Source organism: Comamonas sp. FUJ_7 (assembly GCF_057369555.1).
The window spans coordinates 298,138-316,753 of sequence record NZ_JBXXZI010000001.1 but is presented as its reverse complement, the minus strand read 5'-3'; the positions used below and the strand labels follow the sequence as shown (position 1 = coordinate 316,753).

The following is an 18,616-nucleotide window of genomic DNA, read 5'->3' as shown; positions in this document are numbered from 1 at the left end:
TTCATCAGGCTTTTATTTTTCCGACGCCGACCTTAGTAAGTCAGACAAGAAAAAGCCCGGTTCATGAACCGGCTGCTTCGTCAAAATAGCAACCAGAGCGGTTACTGGTCACGTGCCTCTATCGCTCGATTAATGCCCAGAGCCGCCAGCGTGCACAAGGCCCCAGACAGCAGATACACACCCAAAGCCACCAGGCCGAACTTGGCAGACACGCCCAGTGCCACCAGCGGCGCAAAGGCCGCGCCAATCAGCCAGGCCATGTCTGCGGACAAGGCCGCACCGGTGTAACGATAGCGCGAAGAAAAATTGGCGGTCACCGTTCCAGAGGCTTGCCCGTAGGAAAGGCCTAGCAGCACAAAGCCCACCAAAATAAAGACATTGTTGCCGGTGCTTCCGCTGCTCAGCAGCCAGGGGGCCAAGAAGCTGAAGATACCGATCAGGCAGGCCATGGTGCCCAAGGTGTTACGACGGCCCACGCGATCAGCCAGCCAGCCCGACAGCATGATGGCCACACCTGCCAGCAACGCGCCAATCATCTGAACCACCAGCACCTCTGTCATGGACTGATCGGAATACATGGAAATCCAGGATAAGGGAAATACCGTGACCAGATGGAACAGCGCAAAACTGGCCAGCGCAGCAAAGGCGCCAATCATCACGTTGCGCCCTTCATGGGTCATGAGGTCTGTGACGCTGATCGGCTCCAGCTCCCGCTCTTGCAAAAGCTGTGTATAGGACTGCCCCACAACCAAGCGCAGGCGTGCGAAAAGCGCTACTACGTTAATAGCAAATGCCACACAGAAGGGATAGCGCCAGCCCCAGCTCAAGAACTCGTCAGCTGGGAGGCTGAAGTACAGATAGGCAAATAACGCCGCAGCAAGCACAAAGCCCAGAGGCGCGCCCAGTTGCCCAATCATGGAGTACCAGCCCCGCTTGTTGGGGGGTGCCGACATGGCCAGCAAGGAAGGTAGGCCATCCCAGGAGCCACCCAAGGCCAAGCCCTGTCCCAAACGCAAAACCACCAAAGCCCAGACAGCCTTCATTCCTGCAGCTTCATAGCTGGGCAAAAAGGTCATGCCTACCGTACACACACCCAGCAGCAGAAGCGCCAGGGTCAGCTTGGTGGCTCGCCCCCAGCGTCGCTGCACGGCCATGGACAAGGCTGTGCCCACGGGGCGGGCAATGAAGGCCAGAGAAAAGATGGCAAAAGCCGCCAGCGTCCCGTCGAGCTTGCTCATATAGGGAAACAGCAGCGAAGGAAAGACCAGCACGCAGGCGATGCCGAACACAAAGAAATCAAAGTACTCGGAAGAGCGCCCGATGATCACACCCACAGCAATTTCGCCAGGGGTCACATCCTCGTCGGTATTCGCATAGGCCAGGGTTTCCGAGTTTTCATAGTCTTGCTGAGTAAGACCAATGGACGGGTTCATGCTTGTCATAAAGGCTCTACTCCTTGTCTTACTTTTCAGTCCCAGGGACGCTTTCTGTTCTACGCCCAAGCATGTAGTGCTGCAATAGAGTTTTTGCCCTCAAGCCTGTCGGCAACCCTCCCATCCATGCACCTCTAGGGGAGTCTTTGGTCATTTACAAGACCTTTGGTGCCCAACAGCGCCTCATGACCAATCAAGGCTAAGCCCTTGTCACATAGCGGATTTCAAAGCACCCAGTCTTGACCTTGGACAAAATGTCCAATGGACAAGGGCGCGTTTGGTATTACATTTGCCCAGATCCAGTAATCCGCGTTTACACCTAAGCGCGACTTTGTCACGCCCAAAGCATGTTAAAAATCAAAGAAATCCGTGGGCCCGCGTGGCTCTCAGCGGCCGCTTTGACCGCAGCCCTCACAGGTTGCAGCAAGGCCGTCGTCCTCAACCCCGCTGGCGATGTCGCCAAGCAGCAAGGCGATCTGGTCATTACGGCCACTTTGCTGATGCTGCTCATCATCGTTCCCGTCATCTTCTTGACGCTGCTGTTTGCCTGGAAATACCGCCAGTCGAACACCGAAGCCAAGTACGACCCCGAATGGCACCATTCCACTGCGCTCGAGCTGGTGATCTGGACGGTTCCTCTACTCATCATCATTGCTTTGGGCGCCATTACCTGGATCAGCACCCACAAGCTCGACCCCTACCGTCCTCTGGACCGCATCTCCGCCACCAAGGCTCTTGACCCCAACGTCAAGCCTCTGGAGATTCAAGTCGTGTCTCTGGACTGGAAGTGGCTGTTCTTCTACCCTGAACAAGGCATTGCCACTGTGAACGAAGTGGCCGCCCCGGTGGATCGCCCCATTCATTTCAAGCTGACCTCCACCCACACCATGAACGCGTTCTACGTTCCTGATCTGGCAGGCATGATCTACACCATGCCCGGCATGCAGACCGAGCTGAACGCCGTGATCAACAAGCCTGGCGTGTATGGCGGCAAGTCCTCTCACTACAGCGGCGCTGGTTTTGCCGGCATGGTCTTCAAGTTCCACGGCCTGGAAAACGATCAGTTTGACCAATGGATTGCCAAGGCCAAGACCGAAGGCAAGGCTCTGACACGCGAGGCCTATCTGGATCTGGCCAAGCCCAGCGAGCGCAATCCTGTCGAGCGCTTTGCCAGCGTGGATGACGGCCTGTACAACAAGGTGCTCAACCGCTGCGTTGAAGACGGCCAGATGTGCATGAACGAGATGATGGCCATTGACGCTGCCGGCGGCAAGACGCCTGCACATCTCCAAAAGACCTCCAGTGTCGTTCTGCCGCTGGATGTGTGCACATCCCAAGACGCTGACCGCGTTGTCGCCCTGCTCGACGAAGTCGCCACCTCCGGAGCTGTTGCACAGCAATAAGTAGTTCACGGTGCGGGCAAGCGTTTGACCCAACCGCGCCAATACGACAGAAGAGACTCAACATGTCTGAAACAACAACCCCGGCCGCCCACTGGCTGTTGGGCCGAATCACATGGGATCAGATTCCCATGACGCATGAGCCCATCGTGCTCATAACCTTTATTGCTGTGGTGCTCGGCGGCCTCGTCATGGTCGGCGGCATCACCAAATTCAAGCTCTGGGGTCCGCTGTGGACCGACTGGCTGACCTCCATCGACCACAAGAAGATCGGCATCATGTACATGATCCTCGGCCTGGTCATGTTCCTGCGCGGCTTTGCTGATGCCGTGATGATGCGTCTGCAGCAGTCCATGGCCTTTGGCGACAACATGGGCTACCTGCCCCCTCACCACTATGACCAGATCTTCACCGCCCACGGCGTGATCATGATCTTCTTCGTGGCGATGCCTTTCGTGACCGGCCTGATGAACTACCTGGTTCCTCTGCAGATCGGTGCACGTGACGTGTCCTTCCCGTTCCTGAACAACTTCAGCTTCTGGATGACTACCGGCGGCGCCGTGCTGGTGATGATCTCCCTGTTCCTGGGCGAGTTCTCCACCTCCGGCTGGCTGGCTCTGTCCAACCTGGGGCACCAGAGTGGAAGCACGGGTCTTGATTACTACATCTGGGGTCTGCAGGTCGCGGGGGTAGGCACCACGCTATCGGGTATCAACCTGATCGTGACCATCATCAAGATGCGCGCTCCCGGCATGAACCTGATGAAGATGCCCGTCTTCACATGGACTGCTCTGTGCACCAACGCCCTGATCGTGGCTTCGTTCCCCGTACTGACAGCAGCTCTGGTGCTGATGTCGCTGGACCGCTACATCGGCACCAACTTCTTCACGAACGAGCTGGGAGGCAACCCCATGCTGTACGTGAACCTGATCTGGATCTGGGGCCACCCTGAGGTTTACATCCTGATCCTGCCTTGCTTTGGCGTGTTCTCGGAAATCGTGTCCACGTTCTCGCGCAAGCGCCTGTTCGGCTACACCTCGATGGTTTACGCCACCGTATGTATCACCATCCTGTCCTACCTGGTGTGGCTGCACCACTTCTTCACCATGGGCTCGGGTGCCAGCGTGAATACCTTCTTCGGTATCACCACGATGATCATCTCGATTCCTACGGGCGCGAAGATCTTCAACTGGCTGTTCACCATGTACCGTGGCCGCATCAGCTTCAGCGTTCCCATGCTTTGGACGATTGGCTTCATGGTCACCTTCGCCATCGGCGGCATGACCGGCGTGCTTCTGGCCGTGCCTCCCGCAGACTTCGTGCTGCACAACTCGCTGTTCCTGATCGCCCACTTCCACAACGTGATCATTGGCGGCGTGGTGTTTGCCGTGTTTGCCGGCATCAACTACTGGTTCCCCAAGGCTTTCGGCTTCAAGCTCAACGAGTTCTGGGGCAAGGCTTCGTTCTGGTTCTGGCTGGTCGGCTTCTGGGTTGCCTTCACTCCGCTGTACATCCTGGGTTTGATGGGCGTGACTCGCCGTGCCAATCACTTTGACGATCCTTCGCTGCAGATCTGGTTCATCATCGCCGCCTGCGGTGCTGCCCTGATCGCTGCAGGTATCGGCTGCTTCTTCATTCAGCTGGCTGTGTCCATCTGGAAGCGCAACGAACTGCGTGACGAAACCGGCGATCCATGGAATGGCCGCACTCTGGAATGGGCTACCTCTTCGCCTCCACCCCAGTACAACTTTGCCTTCACCCCCGTGGTGCACGACATTGATGCCTGGACCGACATGAAGAAGCACGGCTACCAGCGTCCGCTGACAGGTTTCCAGCCCATCCACATGCCCGCCAACACCGGCGCAGGCGTTGTGATTGCCGGCCTGTCCACCCTTCTTGGCTTTGCTCTGATCTGGCACATGTGGCCGCTGACGATCGCCTCGTTCATCGCGACCATCCTGGCTTCGATCATTCACACCTTCAACTACAAGCGTGACTACTACATCCCTGCAGCCGAAGTGGCAGCAACGGAAGAACTTCGCACGCAACAGCTTGCTCACGCAAGCCATGCTTAAGGCGGAGATTTAAACGATGTCCAATACCACTACCGCCGCCCTGGGCCAGCGCGAGTACCACCTCGCTCATGAGCCCCATCCAGAGAACGGCACCTCGCTGGGCTTCTGGCTCTACCTGATGAGCGACTGCCTGATCTTTGCCGCTCTGTTCGCCACCTACGGCGTTCTGGGCCGCAGCTATGCGGCAGGCCCATCCGGCAAAGACCTGTTTGACCTGACCCTGGTCGCCATCAACACGGCCTTCCTGCTGATGTCGTCCATCACCTTCGGCTTTGCCATGCTGCAAAAGCAGAAGAAGAACGTCAACGGCACCTTGCTGTGGCTGGCCGTCACCGGCCTGCTGGGCGCAGCCTTCTTGGCCGTGGAGCTCTACGAGTTCTATCACCTGATCCATGTGGGTGCCACGCCTCAGAGCAGCGCCTTCCTGTCGTCCTTCTTCACACTGGTCGGCACTCACGGTATCCACGTGAGCTTCGGTCTGATTTGGCTGATCACCCTGATGATCCAGATCAAGAAGCATGGCCTGATCAATGAGAACGTGCGCCGTGTCAACTGCTTGTCCATGTTCTGGCACTTCTTGGACGTGGTCTGGATCGGCGTGTTCACCTTTGTGTATCTGATGGGGGTGCTGTAAATGAGCGCACACGATATCCACGCTGGTCATGACGACCACCACGATCACGACGACCTGCACGTCAGCATGGGCGACTATGTGAAGGGCTTCATCCTGGCTGTCATCCTGACTGCCATCCCCTTCTATCTGGTCATGAACGATGTCATTACAGACCGCACCACCGCTGCGGCTGTGCTGGGCCTGTTTGCCATCGTTCAGGTGGTCGTGCACATGGTGTACTTCCTGCACATGAACGGCAAGATCCAGGGCGGCTGGACCCTGCTGTCCACCATCTTCACGGTGATCTTCCTGGCCATTGCGATTGCCGGCACCTTGTGGGTCATGTTCCACATGAACACCAACATGATGCCCGGCCATGAGATGCACCAGGCGGCCGACCATGCTGGTCACACCGCCCCTGCTGTTGTCGCACCTTGACTGACGGCCTGAAGACCCAGAGCGCTGCGCGGCAGCGCTCTCCCTTCGCCAAGGCGATGCTCGCATTTGTGGGCATCGCCTTGTTTTTAGGGTTCATCACACTGGGCACCTGGCAGGTGCAGCGCCGCGCCTGGAAGCTCGACTTGATCGAGCGCGTTGAGCAGCGCGTGCACAGCACCCCCGTGGCTGCACCTGCAGCCGGCCAGTGGCCTCAGGTCAACGCTGCCAGCTATGAGTACCTACCGGTCAAGCTGCAAGGCGTGTGGCTGGACCGGCAAAGCGTGCTGGCCAAGGCCTTGACCGAGGCCGGTGCCGGCTTCTGGCTCATGACACCGCTGCAGCTGAGCGATGGCACGCAGGTGCTGGTCAATCGCGGCTTCACGCCCGAGAAACTGCGCAGCCAATGGCTCAAGCAGATTGCCGAGGCGCAGCCATCGACAGAGCCCGTCACGGTCATCGGACTGATGCGCATGAGCGAGCCCGGTGGCGGCTTCTTGCGCAAGAACGATGCTGCAAACGAGCTGTGGTTCTCACGCGATGTGGCGGCGATCGCTCAGGCCAAGGGCCTAAGCCAGGCAGCGCCCTACTTCGTCGATCAAGGGGTGCCTGCCAGCAACCCTGTCCATGCACAGACCCTTTCAAATGCCGGCATCTCGCCCGATGTTCTGCGCCCCGGCATGACCGTCATCAGCTTCCCCAACAGCCATCTGGTTTACGCCCTTACCTGGTATGGGCTTGCAGCTATGGTTTTAGGGGCTGCCTGGCTGGTGCGGCGCCATGACAAGTCCACCTCGAAGGCTGATGCCTGAGCCTCCAAAGCGCTCTGATGAGCGCTTTTTTCTTGTGCGTGCTGCACGCGGCTACCGCAAAATACCATAGCCCCAAAGGCTTTGTGACTGGCACTCTCGCGGACAATCATGCCGTGAGCCCTATTTCAGATTCTCTGTTTCGCGTCCAGCGCCTGACCGACCGTCAGAACATGCAGCTGCTGATCCAGCTGCGCTGGATTGCCGTGATTGGCCAGGTCGTCACCATCTCGCTGGTGCACTATGGCTTTCAGATAGCGCTGCCGCTGCTGCCTATGGCCCTGGTGCTGCTGGCCCTGGTGTCCACCAATCTGGCTTATATCTACTGGAGTCAGGGCCTGCACCGCACGGTCACTTCGCGCAGCGTCTTCTATGCGCTGCTGGCCGACGTTCTGGCGCTGACCATTCAGCTGTATCTGAGTGGCGGTGCCAGCAACCCCTTCATCTACCTGTATCTACTGCAAGGCATTCTGAGCGCGGTGCTGCTGCCGTCCTATTACACCTGGTGCGTGGTGGCGGCCTCTTTTGTCGGCGTCACAGGGCTGACGTTGTTTCACCACCCCCTGCATGTGCAGTTCGTCAGTCAGGAAGGCCTGCCCAGCCTCTACGTGGTGGGCGTACTCATCAGCTTTGCACTGACGAGCATCCTGACCATCGTCTTTCTGACCCGCATCGTCGAAAACACCCGCCGCCGCGACAAGCGCATCTCCAATATGCGCCAGCGCGCCAGCGAGGAAGAACACATCGTCCGCCTGGGCCTGCTGGCCACGGGTGCGGCCCACGAGCTGGGCACACCCATGGCCACCATGTCCGTCATTTTGGGCGACTGGCAGCATATGCCTGCGCTGATGAAAGACGAAGACCTGAGAGAAGATCTGCAAGAGATGCAGCGCCAGCTACTGCGCTGCAAATCCATCGTCTCCGGCGTGCTGCTATCGGCCGGCGAAACCCGCGCCGAGGGCACGGAAAGCACGACTTTTGTGAGCTTTGTGCAAGGCGTGGTCAGCCACTGGCAGGCCCATAACAGCCTGCAGCACTTCGCCTTGCACCAGGAAGGCGTGACCGACTTTGCCATGCTCTCTGATACTGCACTGCAGCAAATGATTTGTAATTTGCTGGACAATGCCCTTGAAGCTTCACCCGACTGGGTGGAGCTGAGCCTGACAAGTGAGTACGATCAGGTCCGCATTCAGGTGCGCGACCATGGCCCGGGTTTTGACGCTGCCGTGCTGCAGCAACTGGGCCAGTGCCATGTCTCCACCAAGCAAGAGCGCCCCGGCCGTGGCCTGGGCCTGTTTCTCGTCACCAACGTGGCACGTGCCCTGGGCGGCCGCGTACAGGCGGGCAACCTGCCCGCCCACGAAGGCGGCGGCGCGCTGGTAGAGGTGAGTCTGCCCCAGTCCGCACTCGCGATTTAAGACATTGTTGTTTGCATGGAAGAAATTCGTTTACTGCTACTGGTTGAAGATGACGCGGCCTTTGCGCGCACCCTCAAGCGCTCGTTCGAGCGCCGCGGCTACCGCGTACTGCACGCCACCAGCGGTGAAGAAGTGCAGCAGCTGCTGACCCAGCACCAGCCGCAATATGCGGTCATGGATCTCAAACTGGCGGGCAATGCCTCCGGCCTGAACTGCGTGCAGATGCTGCACCAGCAAAACCCCGAAGCACTGATTGTCGTGCTCACCGGTTACGCCAGCATTGCCACTGCCGTGGAGGCCGTCAAACTGGGCGCCTGCCACTATCTGGCCAAGCCTTCCAACACCGACGACATCGAAGCCGCCTTTGGGCGTGTCGAGGGACGCACCGATGTGGAGGTCAGCAGCCAGACCACGTCGATCAAGACGCTGGAATGGGAGCATATTCACGAGACGCTGGCCGAGTCCGGCTTCAATATCTCCGAAGCAGCTCGCCGCCTGGGTATGCACCGCAGAACGCTGGCACGCAAGCTGGAAAAGCGCCAGGTGAAGTAAACCATCAGGCCGCATGAATACATTGATAGCAGCTTGCGCCTGATCTGATTGAGATTCAGCATCAAAAGGACCTGAACTCCAAGCGAGTCAAGCGCAAGCAGCTATCAATTAGCAAGCACTCAAAGAAAAAGCCGACAGTCGCGAAACTGTCGGCTTTTCTGTTCAGCACTGCTTATTCAGCCACAGCGGGCTCAGCCTTGGCCGGATCCTTGGGCAGCTCGGTAATGGTGAGCTTGACATCACCCTTGCCATCGTTACCCGCCTCGTCCCACTCGACCTCCAGGCGCCCGCCATCGGTCAGGCGACCGAACAGCAGCTCATCAGCCAGCGAGCGGCGGATGGTGTCCTGAATCAGGCGCTGCATGGGGCGCGCGCCCATCAGAGGATCAAAGCCCTTCTTGGCCAGATGCTTGCGCAAACCATCGGTGAAGGTGACTTCCACCTTCTTCTCAGCCAGTTGCTGCTCCAGTTGGAGCAGGAACTTGTCGACCACGCGCAGGATGACCTGCTCGTCGAGGGCCTTGAAGCTGACGATGGAGTCCAGACGGTTGCGGAACTCGGGCGTGAACAGGCGCTTGATGTCGCCCATTTCGTCACCGGCTTCGCGAGGGTTCGTGAAGCCAATGGTGGCCTTGTTCATCGTCTCGGCACCCGCGTTGGTGGTCATGATGATGATCACGTTGCGGAAGTCGGCCTTGCGTCCGTTGTTGTCCGTCAGCGTGCCGTGGTCCATCACCTGCAGCAGCACGTTGAAGATGTCCGGATGCGCCTTCTCGATTTCATCGAGCAGCAGCACCGAATGCGGCTTCTTGGTGATGGCCTCGGTCAGCAGACCACCCTGGTCAAAGCCCACGTAGCCGGGAGGCGCACCAATCAGGCGCGACACCGCATGGCGCTCCATGTACTCGGACATGTCGAAGCGAATCAGGTCCACACCCAGGATGTAGGCCAGCTGCTTGGCCGCTTCCGTCTTGCCCACGCCCGTGGGGCCGGAGAACAGGAAGGAGCCAATCGGCTTGTCCGGCTTGCCCAGGCCCGAGCGCGCCATCTTGACGGCCGAAGCCAGCACTTCCAGCGCCTTGTCCTGACCGAAGACCACACTCTTCAGGTCACGCTCCAGCGTCTGCAGCTTGCTGCGGTCGTCGTTGGAAACGTTGGCAGGGGGAATACGCGCAATCTTGGCCACGATGGCTTCGATCTCGGCCTTGCCGATAGTCTCCTTGCGCTTGTCCTCGGGGGCAATGCGCTGGGCCGCACCGGCTTCGTCGATCACGTCAATCGCCTTGTCGGGCAGGTGGCGGTCGTTGATGTACTTGGCCGACAGCTCGGCAGCGGCCTGCAGAGCTTCCTGCTCGTACTTGATGGCGTGGTGCTCTTCAAAGCGCGACTTCAGGCCCTTCAAGATGTCCACGGTCTCCTGCACGGTAGGCTCGACCACATCCACCTTCTGGAAGCGACGCGACAGGGCCGCGTCTTTTTCGAAGATGCCACGGTATTCCGTGAACGTGGTTGCACCGATGCAGCGCAGCTGGCCGCTGGACAGCGCGGGCTTGAGCAGATTGGACGCATCCAGCGTGCCGCCAGACGCCGCACCGGCGCCGATCAGCGTGTGGATTTCGTCAATAAACAGAATGGCATGCGGCTTGTCCTTGAGCGACTTGAGCACGCCTTTAAGACGCTGCTCGAAATCGCCACGGTACTTGGTGCCGGCCAGCAGCGCACCCATGTCCAGCGAATAGACAATGCCATCCTTGAGCACATCGGGCACCGTGCCTTCGGTGATGCGCCAAGCCAGCCCCTCGGCAATCGCCGTCTTGCCCACCCCGGCTTCCCCCACCAGCAGCGGGTTGTTCTTGCGGCGACGGCACAGGATCTGGATCGTGCGCTCGACTTCGTATTCGCGCCCGATCAGCGGATCGATCTTGCCTTCCTTGGCAGCCACGTTCAGGTTGAGCGTGAACTGCTCCAGCGGCGACGCCTTCTCGTTACCGCGCTCGCCACCGGAACCCTCTTCGCCTTCCGCAGAAGACTCGGCTTTTGCGGGCTCGGGCGGCTCGCCCTTCTTGATGCCATGGGCAATGTAGTTGACCACGTCTAGGCGCGTCACACCCTGCTGGTGCAGGTAGTACACGGCATGGGAATCCTTTTCACCAAAGATGGCAACCAGCACATTGGCGCCTGTCACCTCTTTTTTGCCATTGCCGGTGGACTGCACATGCATGATGGCGCGCTGAATCACACGCTGAAAACCCAGCGTGGGCTGCGTGTCCACTTCTTCCGTGCCATCCACCTGCGGCGTGTTGTCCTTGATGAAGTTGGACAGCGATGCACGCAGATCGTCGATATTGGCCGCGCACGCGCGCAGCACCTCTGCTGCACTGGGGTTGTCCAGCAGCGCCAGCAGCAAATGCTCCACGGTGATGAACTCGTGGCGCTGTTGCCGGGCCTCGACAAACGCCATGTGCAAGCTGACTTCCAGTTCTTGAGCGATCATGTGCGACTCCTTTCGGCTTGCTTGGGTTAACTTCTCTGCTAACTAATCTGGGGGCGAGCTGTGTTTATTCAACAGGCTCGAATGTAGCCTGCAGCGGATGACCGGCTTTCTGGGCCGCCTGCAGCACCTGCTCGACCTTGGTCGCCGCCACATCCTGGCTATAGACACCGCAGACACCGCGGCCGTCCAGGTGAATCTTGAGCATGATCTGCGTGGCCGACTCGCGATCCTTGCCGAACAGCTCTTGCAGCACGGCAATCACGAACTCCATGGGCGTGAAGTCATCATTGAGCATCACGACCTGATACATGCGCGGCGGCTGCAGCCGCTGACGACGGCGCTCCAGCACCAGAGAATCACCACCGTCAGGCGTACTGATCACAGGTGAAACCGGGGGAATTGATGGGGGTTGGGTAGCCATGAAATCCATTCTAGCGAGCCGTAGCCATGTTTTTGCGCTGGCATATGCATAGCATTGTTAGGGATTTCAAGGCAGCCAGGAAAAAATTCCAGAAAACCGAGGGAAATCCATGCCAAGACCATAGCCAGAAAGCGTGTGGCGCTATCAAAAAATCAAGCAACCGTCTGACAAACCAAGCACAGGCAGACAGACACACACATGCCTGCTCTGCTTTTTACTCATAAACCACTTTGACTTGGCCTGTTCCGGCAGAGCCATACCAGGCCGCAAGCGCTGCATCTGAGGGGTAGAAGCGACTACCCTCGCCCAGCGCCAGCTCACAGCTGGCCGAGCCACGCTCGTCCCGGCAAATGAGATCCAGGCGCACCTTGAGACCGTGATGGATATTGCCGCTATCGGTTTCTTCCACTTTGGCCGGGAATTGACGCAGCAGCGCGGACACATCGGGCATTTGATCGACCACACTGACTTGCAGATAGCGTGCAAAACGGCAACGCGCATCGGCCAGGTTCCACATCTGCTGCACCTTCATGCGCAAGCCGCCACTGAAGCGATCCGGCTGCAGACGACCCGAGACGACGACAAACTCGTCCTCCTTGAGCACATCTGCGCAGGCGGCCATGGTTTTTTCATCGACCGAGGCTTCGATCACCGCCGATTTATCGTCCAGCGTGAAGATGCTGAGCTTGCCGCGCTGGCCGTTGATGGTGCGCAGCCCGCTGATGATGCCCGCCATGACCTGAGGCTCACGGCTGTCGCGCATCTCGCCGATTGGTGTGCGCACAAAGCGGCGCACCTCGGTTTCCACCTCATCAAACAGATGCCCGGTCAGATAAAAGCCGATGGCAGTCTTCTCCAGCGTCAGCTTTTCCTTGACGCCCCAGGGCAGCACATCGGCCATGGGCGGCTCCGCCGTGCTTGAGCCCAGAGCGTCATCGCCCATCATGTCAAATAAACCGCCCTGGCCGGCGTTGGCGATCGAGGTGGCAGCAAAGCCAAAAGCCGTATCCAGCGTTGCCATCAGCGATGCGCGATTCATGTCGATGGAGTCAAAGGCACCGCCCTTGATCAAGGCTTCCACGGTGCGCTTGTTGATGCGACTGCGATCGACGCGCAGGCAGAAGTCGAACAGGCTCTTGAACGGACCTTTCTCGTGGCCGTTAGGGCCTGTGCCTTCGCCATTGCGCGCAGCCACAATGGCTTCGATAGCAGCCTGCCCAGTACCCTTAATGGCCCCAAGCCCATAACGTATGACTTTATCGGTCACCGGCTCAAAGCGGTACACACCGCGGTTCACATCGGGCATCTCGAAAGTGATGCCCATCCTGAGCGCGTCCTCGTACAACACCTTGAGCTTGTCGGTGTTGTCCATTTCCACAGTCATATTGCCGCAGTAGAACTCAGCCGTGTAGTGAACCTTGAGCCAACCCGTGTGATAGGCCAGCAACGAATAAGCAGCGGCGTGCGACTTGTTGAAGCCGTAGCCCGCGAACTTTTCCATCAGGTCAAAGACTTCGTCGGCCTTGGCTTCGTCCAGACCGTTCTTGGCCGCACCTTCGCGAAAGATCATCCGGTGCTTGGCCATCTCCTCGACTTTTTTCTTGCCCATGGCCCGGCGCAGCAAGTCGGCACCGCCCAGCGAGTAGCCGCCCAGAACCTGGGCGGTCTGCATCACCTGCTCCTGATAAACCATGATGCCGTAGGTCTCGGCCAGTACGGGCTCGACCAACGGGTGCGGGTACTCCACCACTTCCTGCCCATGCTTACGGGCAATAAAGCTGGGAATCAGGTCCATAGGCCCAGGACGATATAGGGCGTTCAAGGCAATCAGGTCTTCCAGACGTGAAGGCTTGGCCTCCTTGAGCATCTGCTGCATGCCGCGCGATTCAAATTGGAAAACGGCTTCGGTCTTGCCTTCCTGGAACAGCTTGTAGGTCGGGTAGTCGTCCAGTGGAATGTTCTCGAAAGCGAAGTTTTCCTGCCCCTTGTGGCGCTTCATGATGAATTCGCGCGCAATTTCCAGAATCGTCAGCGTGGCCAGGCCCAAGAAGTCGAACTTCACAAGGCCGACGGCCTCCACGTCGTCCTTGTCATACATGGCCACAGCCGAGGTACTGCCAGGCTGCTGGTACAGCGGGCAGAAGTCAGCCAGCTTGCCCGGCGCGATCACCACACCACCGGCGTGCATGCCGATATTGCGGGTCATGCCTTCCAGGCTTTGCGCCATCTCGATCAGGGTCTTGACGTCTTCCTCGCGCTCGATGCGCTCGGCCAGAATCGGCTCTTCCTTGATGGCGTAGGTGTATTTGTCACCCTCCTTGGGCGGGTTGGGCGGGTACTTGAGCGTGACGTGCAGTCCAGGCTTGTTCGGAATCAGCTTGGAGATGCCGTCGCAGAAGGTGTAGCTCATGTCCAGCACACGACCCACGTCGCGAATCGCTGCGCGCGCCGCCATGGTGCCGAAGGTCGCAATCTGGCTCACCGCATCGCGACCATAGCGCTGCTTGACGTACTCGATCACACGGTCACGGTTTTGCTGGCAGAAGTCCACGTCAAAGTCAGGCATGGAAACGCGCTCTGGATTCAGAAAACGCTCAAACAGCAGGTTGTATTCCAGCGGATCAAGGTCGGTCACCTTGAGCACATAGGCCACCAGAGAGCCAGCGCCTGAACCCCGACCCGGGCCCACGGGGCAGCCATTGCCCTTGGCCCATTTAATAAAGTCCGACACGATCAGGAAGTAGCCCGGGAAGCCCATCTGCATGATGGTGTTTAGCTCGAACTCCAGACGCTCCACATAGCGTGGGCGTTCAGCCTCGCGTTTGGCCGGGTCGGGATATAGGTGAGCCAGACGCTCTTCCAGACCGCGGTAGGACTCATGACGGAAGAACTCGTCCATGGTCATGCCGTCGGGCACGGGGAAGTTGGGCAGTTGCGGGTTGCCCAACACCAGCGTCAAGCTACAGCGGCGGGCGATTTCCACCGTGTTTTCGATTGCGCTAGGAATGTCCGCAAACAGCTGCTCCATCTCGGCAGCAGTCTTGAAGTGCTGATCGCGCGTGAATTTGCGCACACGCTTGGCATTACCCAGAATTTCACCTTCGGCAATGCAGACTCGCGCCTCGTGCGACTCATAGTCATCAGGCTTGAAAAACTGGATGGGGTGGGTGGCCACCACGGGCAGATTCAGGCGGCTGGCCAGCTTGACGGCAGCCGTCACATGCGCTTCATCGTCGGCGCGGCCGCAGCGCTGCAACTCAATATAGAAGCGATGCGGGAACATGGTGGCTAGGCGCTGGGCAATCTCGGCCGCGCCTTTTTCATCGCCACGGGTCAGTGCAATACCCACAGGCCCCGCCTGCGCGCCCGACAGCACGATCAGTCCCTCGCCCAGCTCCTGCAGCCACTCCCATTTGTGCTGCGCCTGATCGCGCACCACATTGCGTGTCCAGCCTCGAGCCAGCAGCTCGGCAATATTGTGATATCCCTGCTTGCTCTGCACCAGCACGATGATGCGCGAGGGAGGGGCATCACCCACCCCTTCCAGCACAATCTCTGCACCCAGAACGGGCTTGACGCCCTTGGAGCGACCTTCCCGATAGAACTTGATGCCGCCAAACAGGTTGTTAAAGTCGGTGATGGCCATCGCCACCTGCCCGTCTTCGGCGGCAGCCTTGATCATTGCATTGACGCGGGTGGTTCCGTCAACAACGGAAAATTCGGTGTGCAGGCGCAGATGGACAAACATGGGCGCTATTGTAGAAAGAGCACGGCATCCCTGCGCTCTCAATGCCTCTCTCTTTACCCGACTCGCACGCAAAGCCCCCGCGACCCAGCGGCGCAGTGCAGCAGCCCATTACAATGCGTCGATCTTTTTCAGGAAGGTGTTGCCTTGTGGTGTATCGTGTGGGTTTGCCCATTGCCAGCACTTGCGCCGGGCCTTGCTGCCCTCTACCGCTAATGATTGCCAGAAAACTGTCCACCATGCCGCGTATTTCCTTGACTCTTGTCCCTGCCGTGTTAATGGCCGCCACTTTGGCGGGATGCTCCAGCACCAAGGACGATCCGACGGCCAAATGGACACCCGAGCGCATCTACACCGAAGCGCGAGATGAGTCTTCCTCTGGCGCCTACGACAAGGCTGTGCCTCTGTTCGAAAAGCTCGAAGGCCGTGCTGCCGGCACGCCTTTGGCGCAGCAAGCCCAGCTGGAAAAAGCCTACGCTCAGTACAAGGCCAGCGAAAAAGTACAGGCTCTGGCCACGCTGGATCGCTTCACAAAGCTGCATCCAGCCAGCCCTGCCATGGACTACGCTCTCTACCTCAAGGGACTGGTCAACTTCAATGACAACCTGGGCATGTTCGGCTGGCTGACCCGCCAGGACCTGTCCGAGCGTGATCAGAAGGCCGCCAAGGACTCCTTTGAATCCTTTCGCGAGCTGGTCACACGCTTTCCCGACTCCAAGTACACACCGGATGCGCGTGACCGCATGCAGTACATCGTGAACTCGCTGGCCCAGTATGAGGTTCATGTGGCCAAGTACTACTACAGCCGCGGTGCTTATGTAGCGGCCATTGCCCGCTCTCAGACGGCCATCAAGGACTACCAGAACGTGCCTGCCGTACGTGAAGCCATGGTGATTCTGGTCAAGTCTTACGATGCCCTAGGTATGACCCAGCTGCGCGACGATGCCAAGCGTGTCTTGGAAAAAACCTACGGATCCAATGCCGAGCAGAGCGTCGAGAAGAAAAAGGATTCCTGGTGGAAGCTCTGGTAAGAGCATCAGCCATTCCCTAAAAAGACACGCATGACGTGTCTTTTTTATTTACACCTCAATGCAATTGCTCAGGCATCCGCTACGGCCTTGTCATCACCTGCGGGATGCGCAAGTTGAGCCAGGGCAGCCTCAAACTCCGCCGCACCTTCCAGCCACCTCATGGGGGGCAAGGCAGCCATCAACTGTGCCCCATAAGCCTTGGTGACCAGGCGACTGTCGCAGATCACCAATACGCCTCGGTCCTCCTCGCTGCGGATCAGGCGCCCCGCTCCTTGCTTGAGGGCCAGAGCTGCCTCCGGCAGCATGTAGTCGTGAAACGCTGCTCGCCCTACGCTCTCAAGCAAACGTGACCTTGCCTCTACCAATGGGTCATCCGGAGGGGGAAAAGGCAGCTTGTCGATCACGACCAGTTGAAGCACATCCCCAGGAAGATCCACCCCCTCCCAGAATGTAGCCGAAGCGATGAGGATGGCTCCTCGCTGATGACTGCCACGTCTCGCCCCTGCTGCCATGAAGCGCTGGACCAGTGCCAGCTTGGGAGCCTCGCCCTGGACGAGTACATCCAGGTCGGCAAACAGCCCAAGGCGCTCGCGTAATGAATGTGCAATGGCATGCAGCGCCCTGAGCGTGGTGGTCAACACCAGAGTACGGCCACCTATACCCTGAGCAGCATCCAGCACCAGTTGAGCCACCTGCTGACTATGCTGGGCACTGCCTGCAGCTACAAAAGGCTCAGGCACATAAACACCCGCCTGACGCTGATAGTCGAAGGGACTTTCCACCTGCAAAACCTGGGCCCCACGCAAACCACAGGCTTCAGTAAACCAGGTCAGCTGCTCATCACTGCCAAGCGTTGCAGACGTAAAAATCCATGCCTTTTCACTGGCTGATACAAGATTTTCTCTTTCAGTCTCAAGCTCTTCATCCAGCCTGCGCTGCAAAAGCCTCTGCTGCATGATTCGAGCGATGGACAAGGGCGACTCCAGCATACGAAGATGCTGCCCCCCCACCTCCAACCAGCGCACACACTCATCATCTGCCGCAGCAGCAAAGCGCGCCAATCTCGCTAGCAACTCGGCACCACGCTCATACAAGCGCTGCAGTTCGGCCGCTGCACCGTCAAGACCAGACAAAGCGATCAGCAAAGCGCGCAGACTTTGCCCCAATCGCACCAGCGCCGCACGCCATTTCACGGCATCCAGCCCCTGTGGAGTCACTGCTTGCCAGGACAAGCGCCCTTCCTGCGGGTGAGTCCCTGCCTGAAGTCGCAACTCACGTATGGCTTGCTCCAGCGTGGCGCAGAGCACCAGCCAGTCGGCCATACCGCGTGCGTGCTCCTGCGTCAGTCTCAGGGTATCTCGTGCATAGGCCACCAGCTGCTGACTGGACAGCGCCTCACCCGCAAACTGCACGCCGATGTCGTTGAGCTGGTGTGCCTCATCTACCACCACCACTCCGGTACTGGGCAAAAGATGGGCCATTCCGCTATCACGCACATCCAGATCGGCAAACAATAAGTGATGGTTGATGACCACCACGTCCGCCTCCAGCGCCTGGTGACGCGCACGATTGACATGGCAGCCCTGCCAGTGCGGACAGTCTGATCCCAGACAGTTGTCCTTGGTCGACGTAACCAGCGGCACAGCGGCAGAGCGCTCATCAAGGGCCGTCAACTCCCCCATATCGCCCGTCGCTGTCACCCGAGCCCAACGCTCCACATCTGCAACCACGCGTAACACCTGCGGATCCTGTGGCGCGGCTCTGCCTTGCCTTACACGTTCCAGCCGCTCAATGCAAAGATAAGAAGAGCGCCCCTTGAGGCGAGCCATGCGCAGCGGCAGCCCCAGGCCGTGCACCAGTCGCGGTAGATCTCGTGCAAACAATTGATCCTGCAGGGCCTTGGTTGCAGTGGACACCAGTACGCGCTGTCCACTGAGCAGCGCCGGCACCAGATAGGCATAGGTCTTGCCGACACCTGTTCCCGCCTCTACAACCAATACACCAGCATCCTCTATGGCCTGCGCCACAGCAAGTGCCATGCGCGTCTGTCCCGCTCGTGGCCGAAATGCAGGCTCGGCCAATGAAAGCACTCCATCGGGCGCAAAAACCTGGGCCACCGCCTGCTGCAATTGAGTCAAAACCTTTTCACCTTCTCATCATCAAAGTCAGCGTGACCTCACATAAGATCAC

The 18,616-nt window shown here is 58.8% G+C and carries 13 protein-coding genes; 8 read left to right on the top strand and 5 right to left on the bottom strand.

Going from position 1 to position 18,616, the window contains the following annotated elements:
* Window positions 1-101: 101 nt before the first annotated feature.
* On the bottom strand, window positions 102-1,433 hold the full coding sequence (locus AC2I9W_RS01420) for an MFS transporter (RefSeq protein WP_486408692.1): 1,332 nt from the start codon (window positions 1,431-1,433) through the stop codon (window positions 102-104).
* Between the two features lie 347 nt (window positions 1,434-1,780).
* Between AC2I9W_RS01420 and cyoA the strand changes: the two genes are divergently transcribed.
* The 7 genes from cyoA (at window position 1,781) to AC2I9W_RS01385 (ending at window position 8,735) form a co-directional block, all read left to right on the top strand.
* The gene (gene cyoA, locus AC2I9W_RS01415) at window positions 1,781-2,836 is read left to right on the top strand and encodes a ubiquinol oxidase subunit II (RefSeq protein WP_486408297.1); all 1,056 of its coding nucleotides are present in this window, start codon (window positions 1,781-1,783) and stop codon (window positions 2,834-2,836) included.
* 62 nt (window positions 2,837-2,898) lie between these two features.
* Window positions 2,899-4,908 carry a cytochrome o ubiquinol oxidase subunit I gene (cyoB, locus tag AC2I9W_RS01410; protein ID WP_158391178.1) on the top strand — a complete coding sequence of 670 codons (2,010 nt, stop codon included), beginning with the start codon at window positions 2,899-2,901 and terminating at the stop codon, window positions 4,906-4,908.
* Window positions 4,909-4,924: 16 nt separating this feature from the next.
* Window positions 4,925-5,542, top strand: coding sequence for a cytochrome o ubiquinol oxidase subunit III (gene cyoC / locus AC2I9W_RS01405; RefSeq protein WP_158391177.1), 618 nt, complete (start codon window positions 4,925-4,927; stop codon window positions 5,540-5,542).
* Window positions 5,543-5,959 (top strand): cytochrome o ubiquinol oxidase subunit IV, encoded by a 417-nt coding sequence (gene cyoD, locus AC2I9W_RS01400; protein WP_486408296.1) that lies wholly within the window; start codon window positions 5,543-5,545, stop codon window positions 5,957-5,959.
* An 8-nt stretch (window positions 5,960-5,967) separates the two neighbouring features.
* Complete coding sequence (locus tag AC2I9W_RS01395) at window positions 5,968-6,768, top strand: SURF1 family protein (RefSeq protein ID WP_486408691.1); 801 nt, start codon at window positions 5,968-5,970, stop codon at window positions 6,766-6,768.
* A gap of 113 nt (window positions 6,769-6,881) precedes the next feature.
* Complete coding sequence (locus AC2I9W_RS01390) at window positions 6,882-8,183, top strand: ATP-binding protein (protein WP_486408295.1); 1,302 nt, start codon at window positions 6,882-6,884, stop codon at window positions 8,181-8,183.
* 15 nt (window positions 8,184-8,198) lie between these two features.
* The gene (locus AC2I9W_RS01385; RefSeq protein WP_486408294.1) at window positions 8,199-8,735 is read left to right on the top strand and encodes a response regulator transcription factor; all 537 of its coding nucleotides are present in this window, start codon (window positions 8,199-8,201) and stop codon (window positions 8,733-8,735) included.
* Window positions 8,736-8,907: 172 nt separating this feature from the next.
* Here the strand turns inward: AC2I9W_RS01385 and clpA are convergent, their stop codons facing one another.
* From clpA to dnaE, 3 genes are all read right to left on the bottom strand, one after another.
* Window positions 8,908-11,229, bottom strand: a complete 2,322-nt coding sequence (gene clpA / locus AC2I9W_RS01380) for an ATP-dependent Clp protease ATP-binding subunit ClpA (RefSeq protein WP_486408293.1) — start codon at window positions 11,227-11,229, stop codon at window positions 8,908-8,910.
* A 64-nt stretch (window positions 11,230-11,293) separates the two neighbouring features.
* A complete protein-coding gene (clpS, locus tag AC2I9W_RS01375; RefSeq protein ID WP_486408292.1) occupies window positions 11,294-11,659 on the bottom strand; it encodes an ATP-dependent Clp protease adapter ClpS in 366 nt (121 codons plus the stop codon).
* Between the two features lie 205 nt (window positions 11,660-11,864).
* Complete coding sequence (gene dnaE / locus AC2I9W_RS01370; protein ID WP_486408291.1) at window positions 11,865-15,398, bottom strand: DNA polymerase III subunit alpha; 3,534 nt, start codon at window positions 15,396-15,398, stop codon at window positions 11,865-11,867.
* 236 nt (window positions 15,399-15,634) lie between these two features.
* On the opposite strand from dnaE, the gene AC2I9W_RS01365 reads away from it, so the two are divergent.
* Window positions 15,635-16,426, top strand: a complete 792-nt coding sequence (locus AC2I9W_RS01365) for an outer membrane protein assembly factor BamD (RefSeq protein ID WP_486408290.1) — start codon at window positions 15,635-15,637, stop codon at window positions 16,424-16,426.
* 68 nt (window positions 16,427-16,494) lie between these two features.
* Here the strand turns inward: AC2I9W_RS01365 and yoaA are convergent, their stop codons facing one another.
* Window positions 16,495-18,564: a DNA repair helicase YoaA gene (yoaA, locus tag AC2I9W_RS01360; protein WP_486408289.1), complete on the bottom strand. Its 2,070-nt coding sequence runs from the start codon at window positions 18,562-18,564 to the stop codon at window positions 16,495-16,497.
* Between the last annotated feature and the right edge of the window lie 52 nt (window positions 18,565-18,616).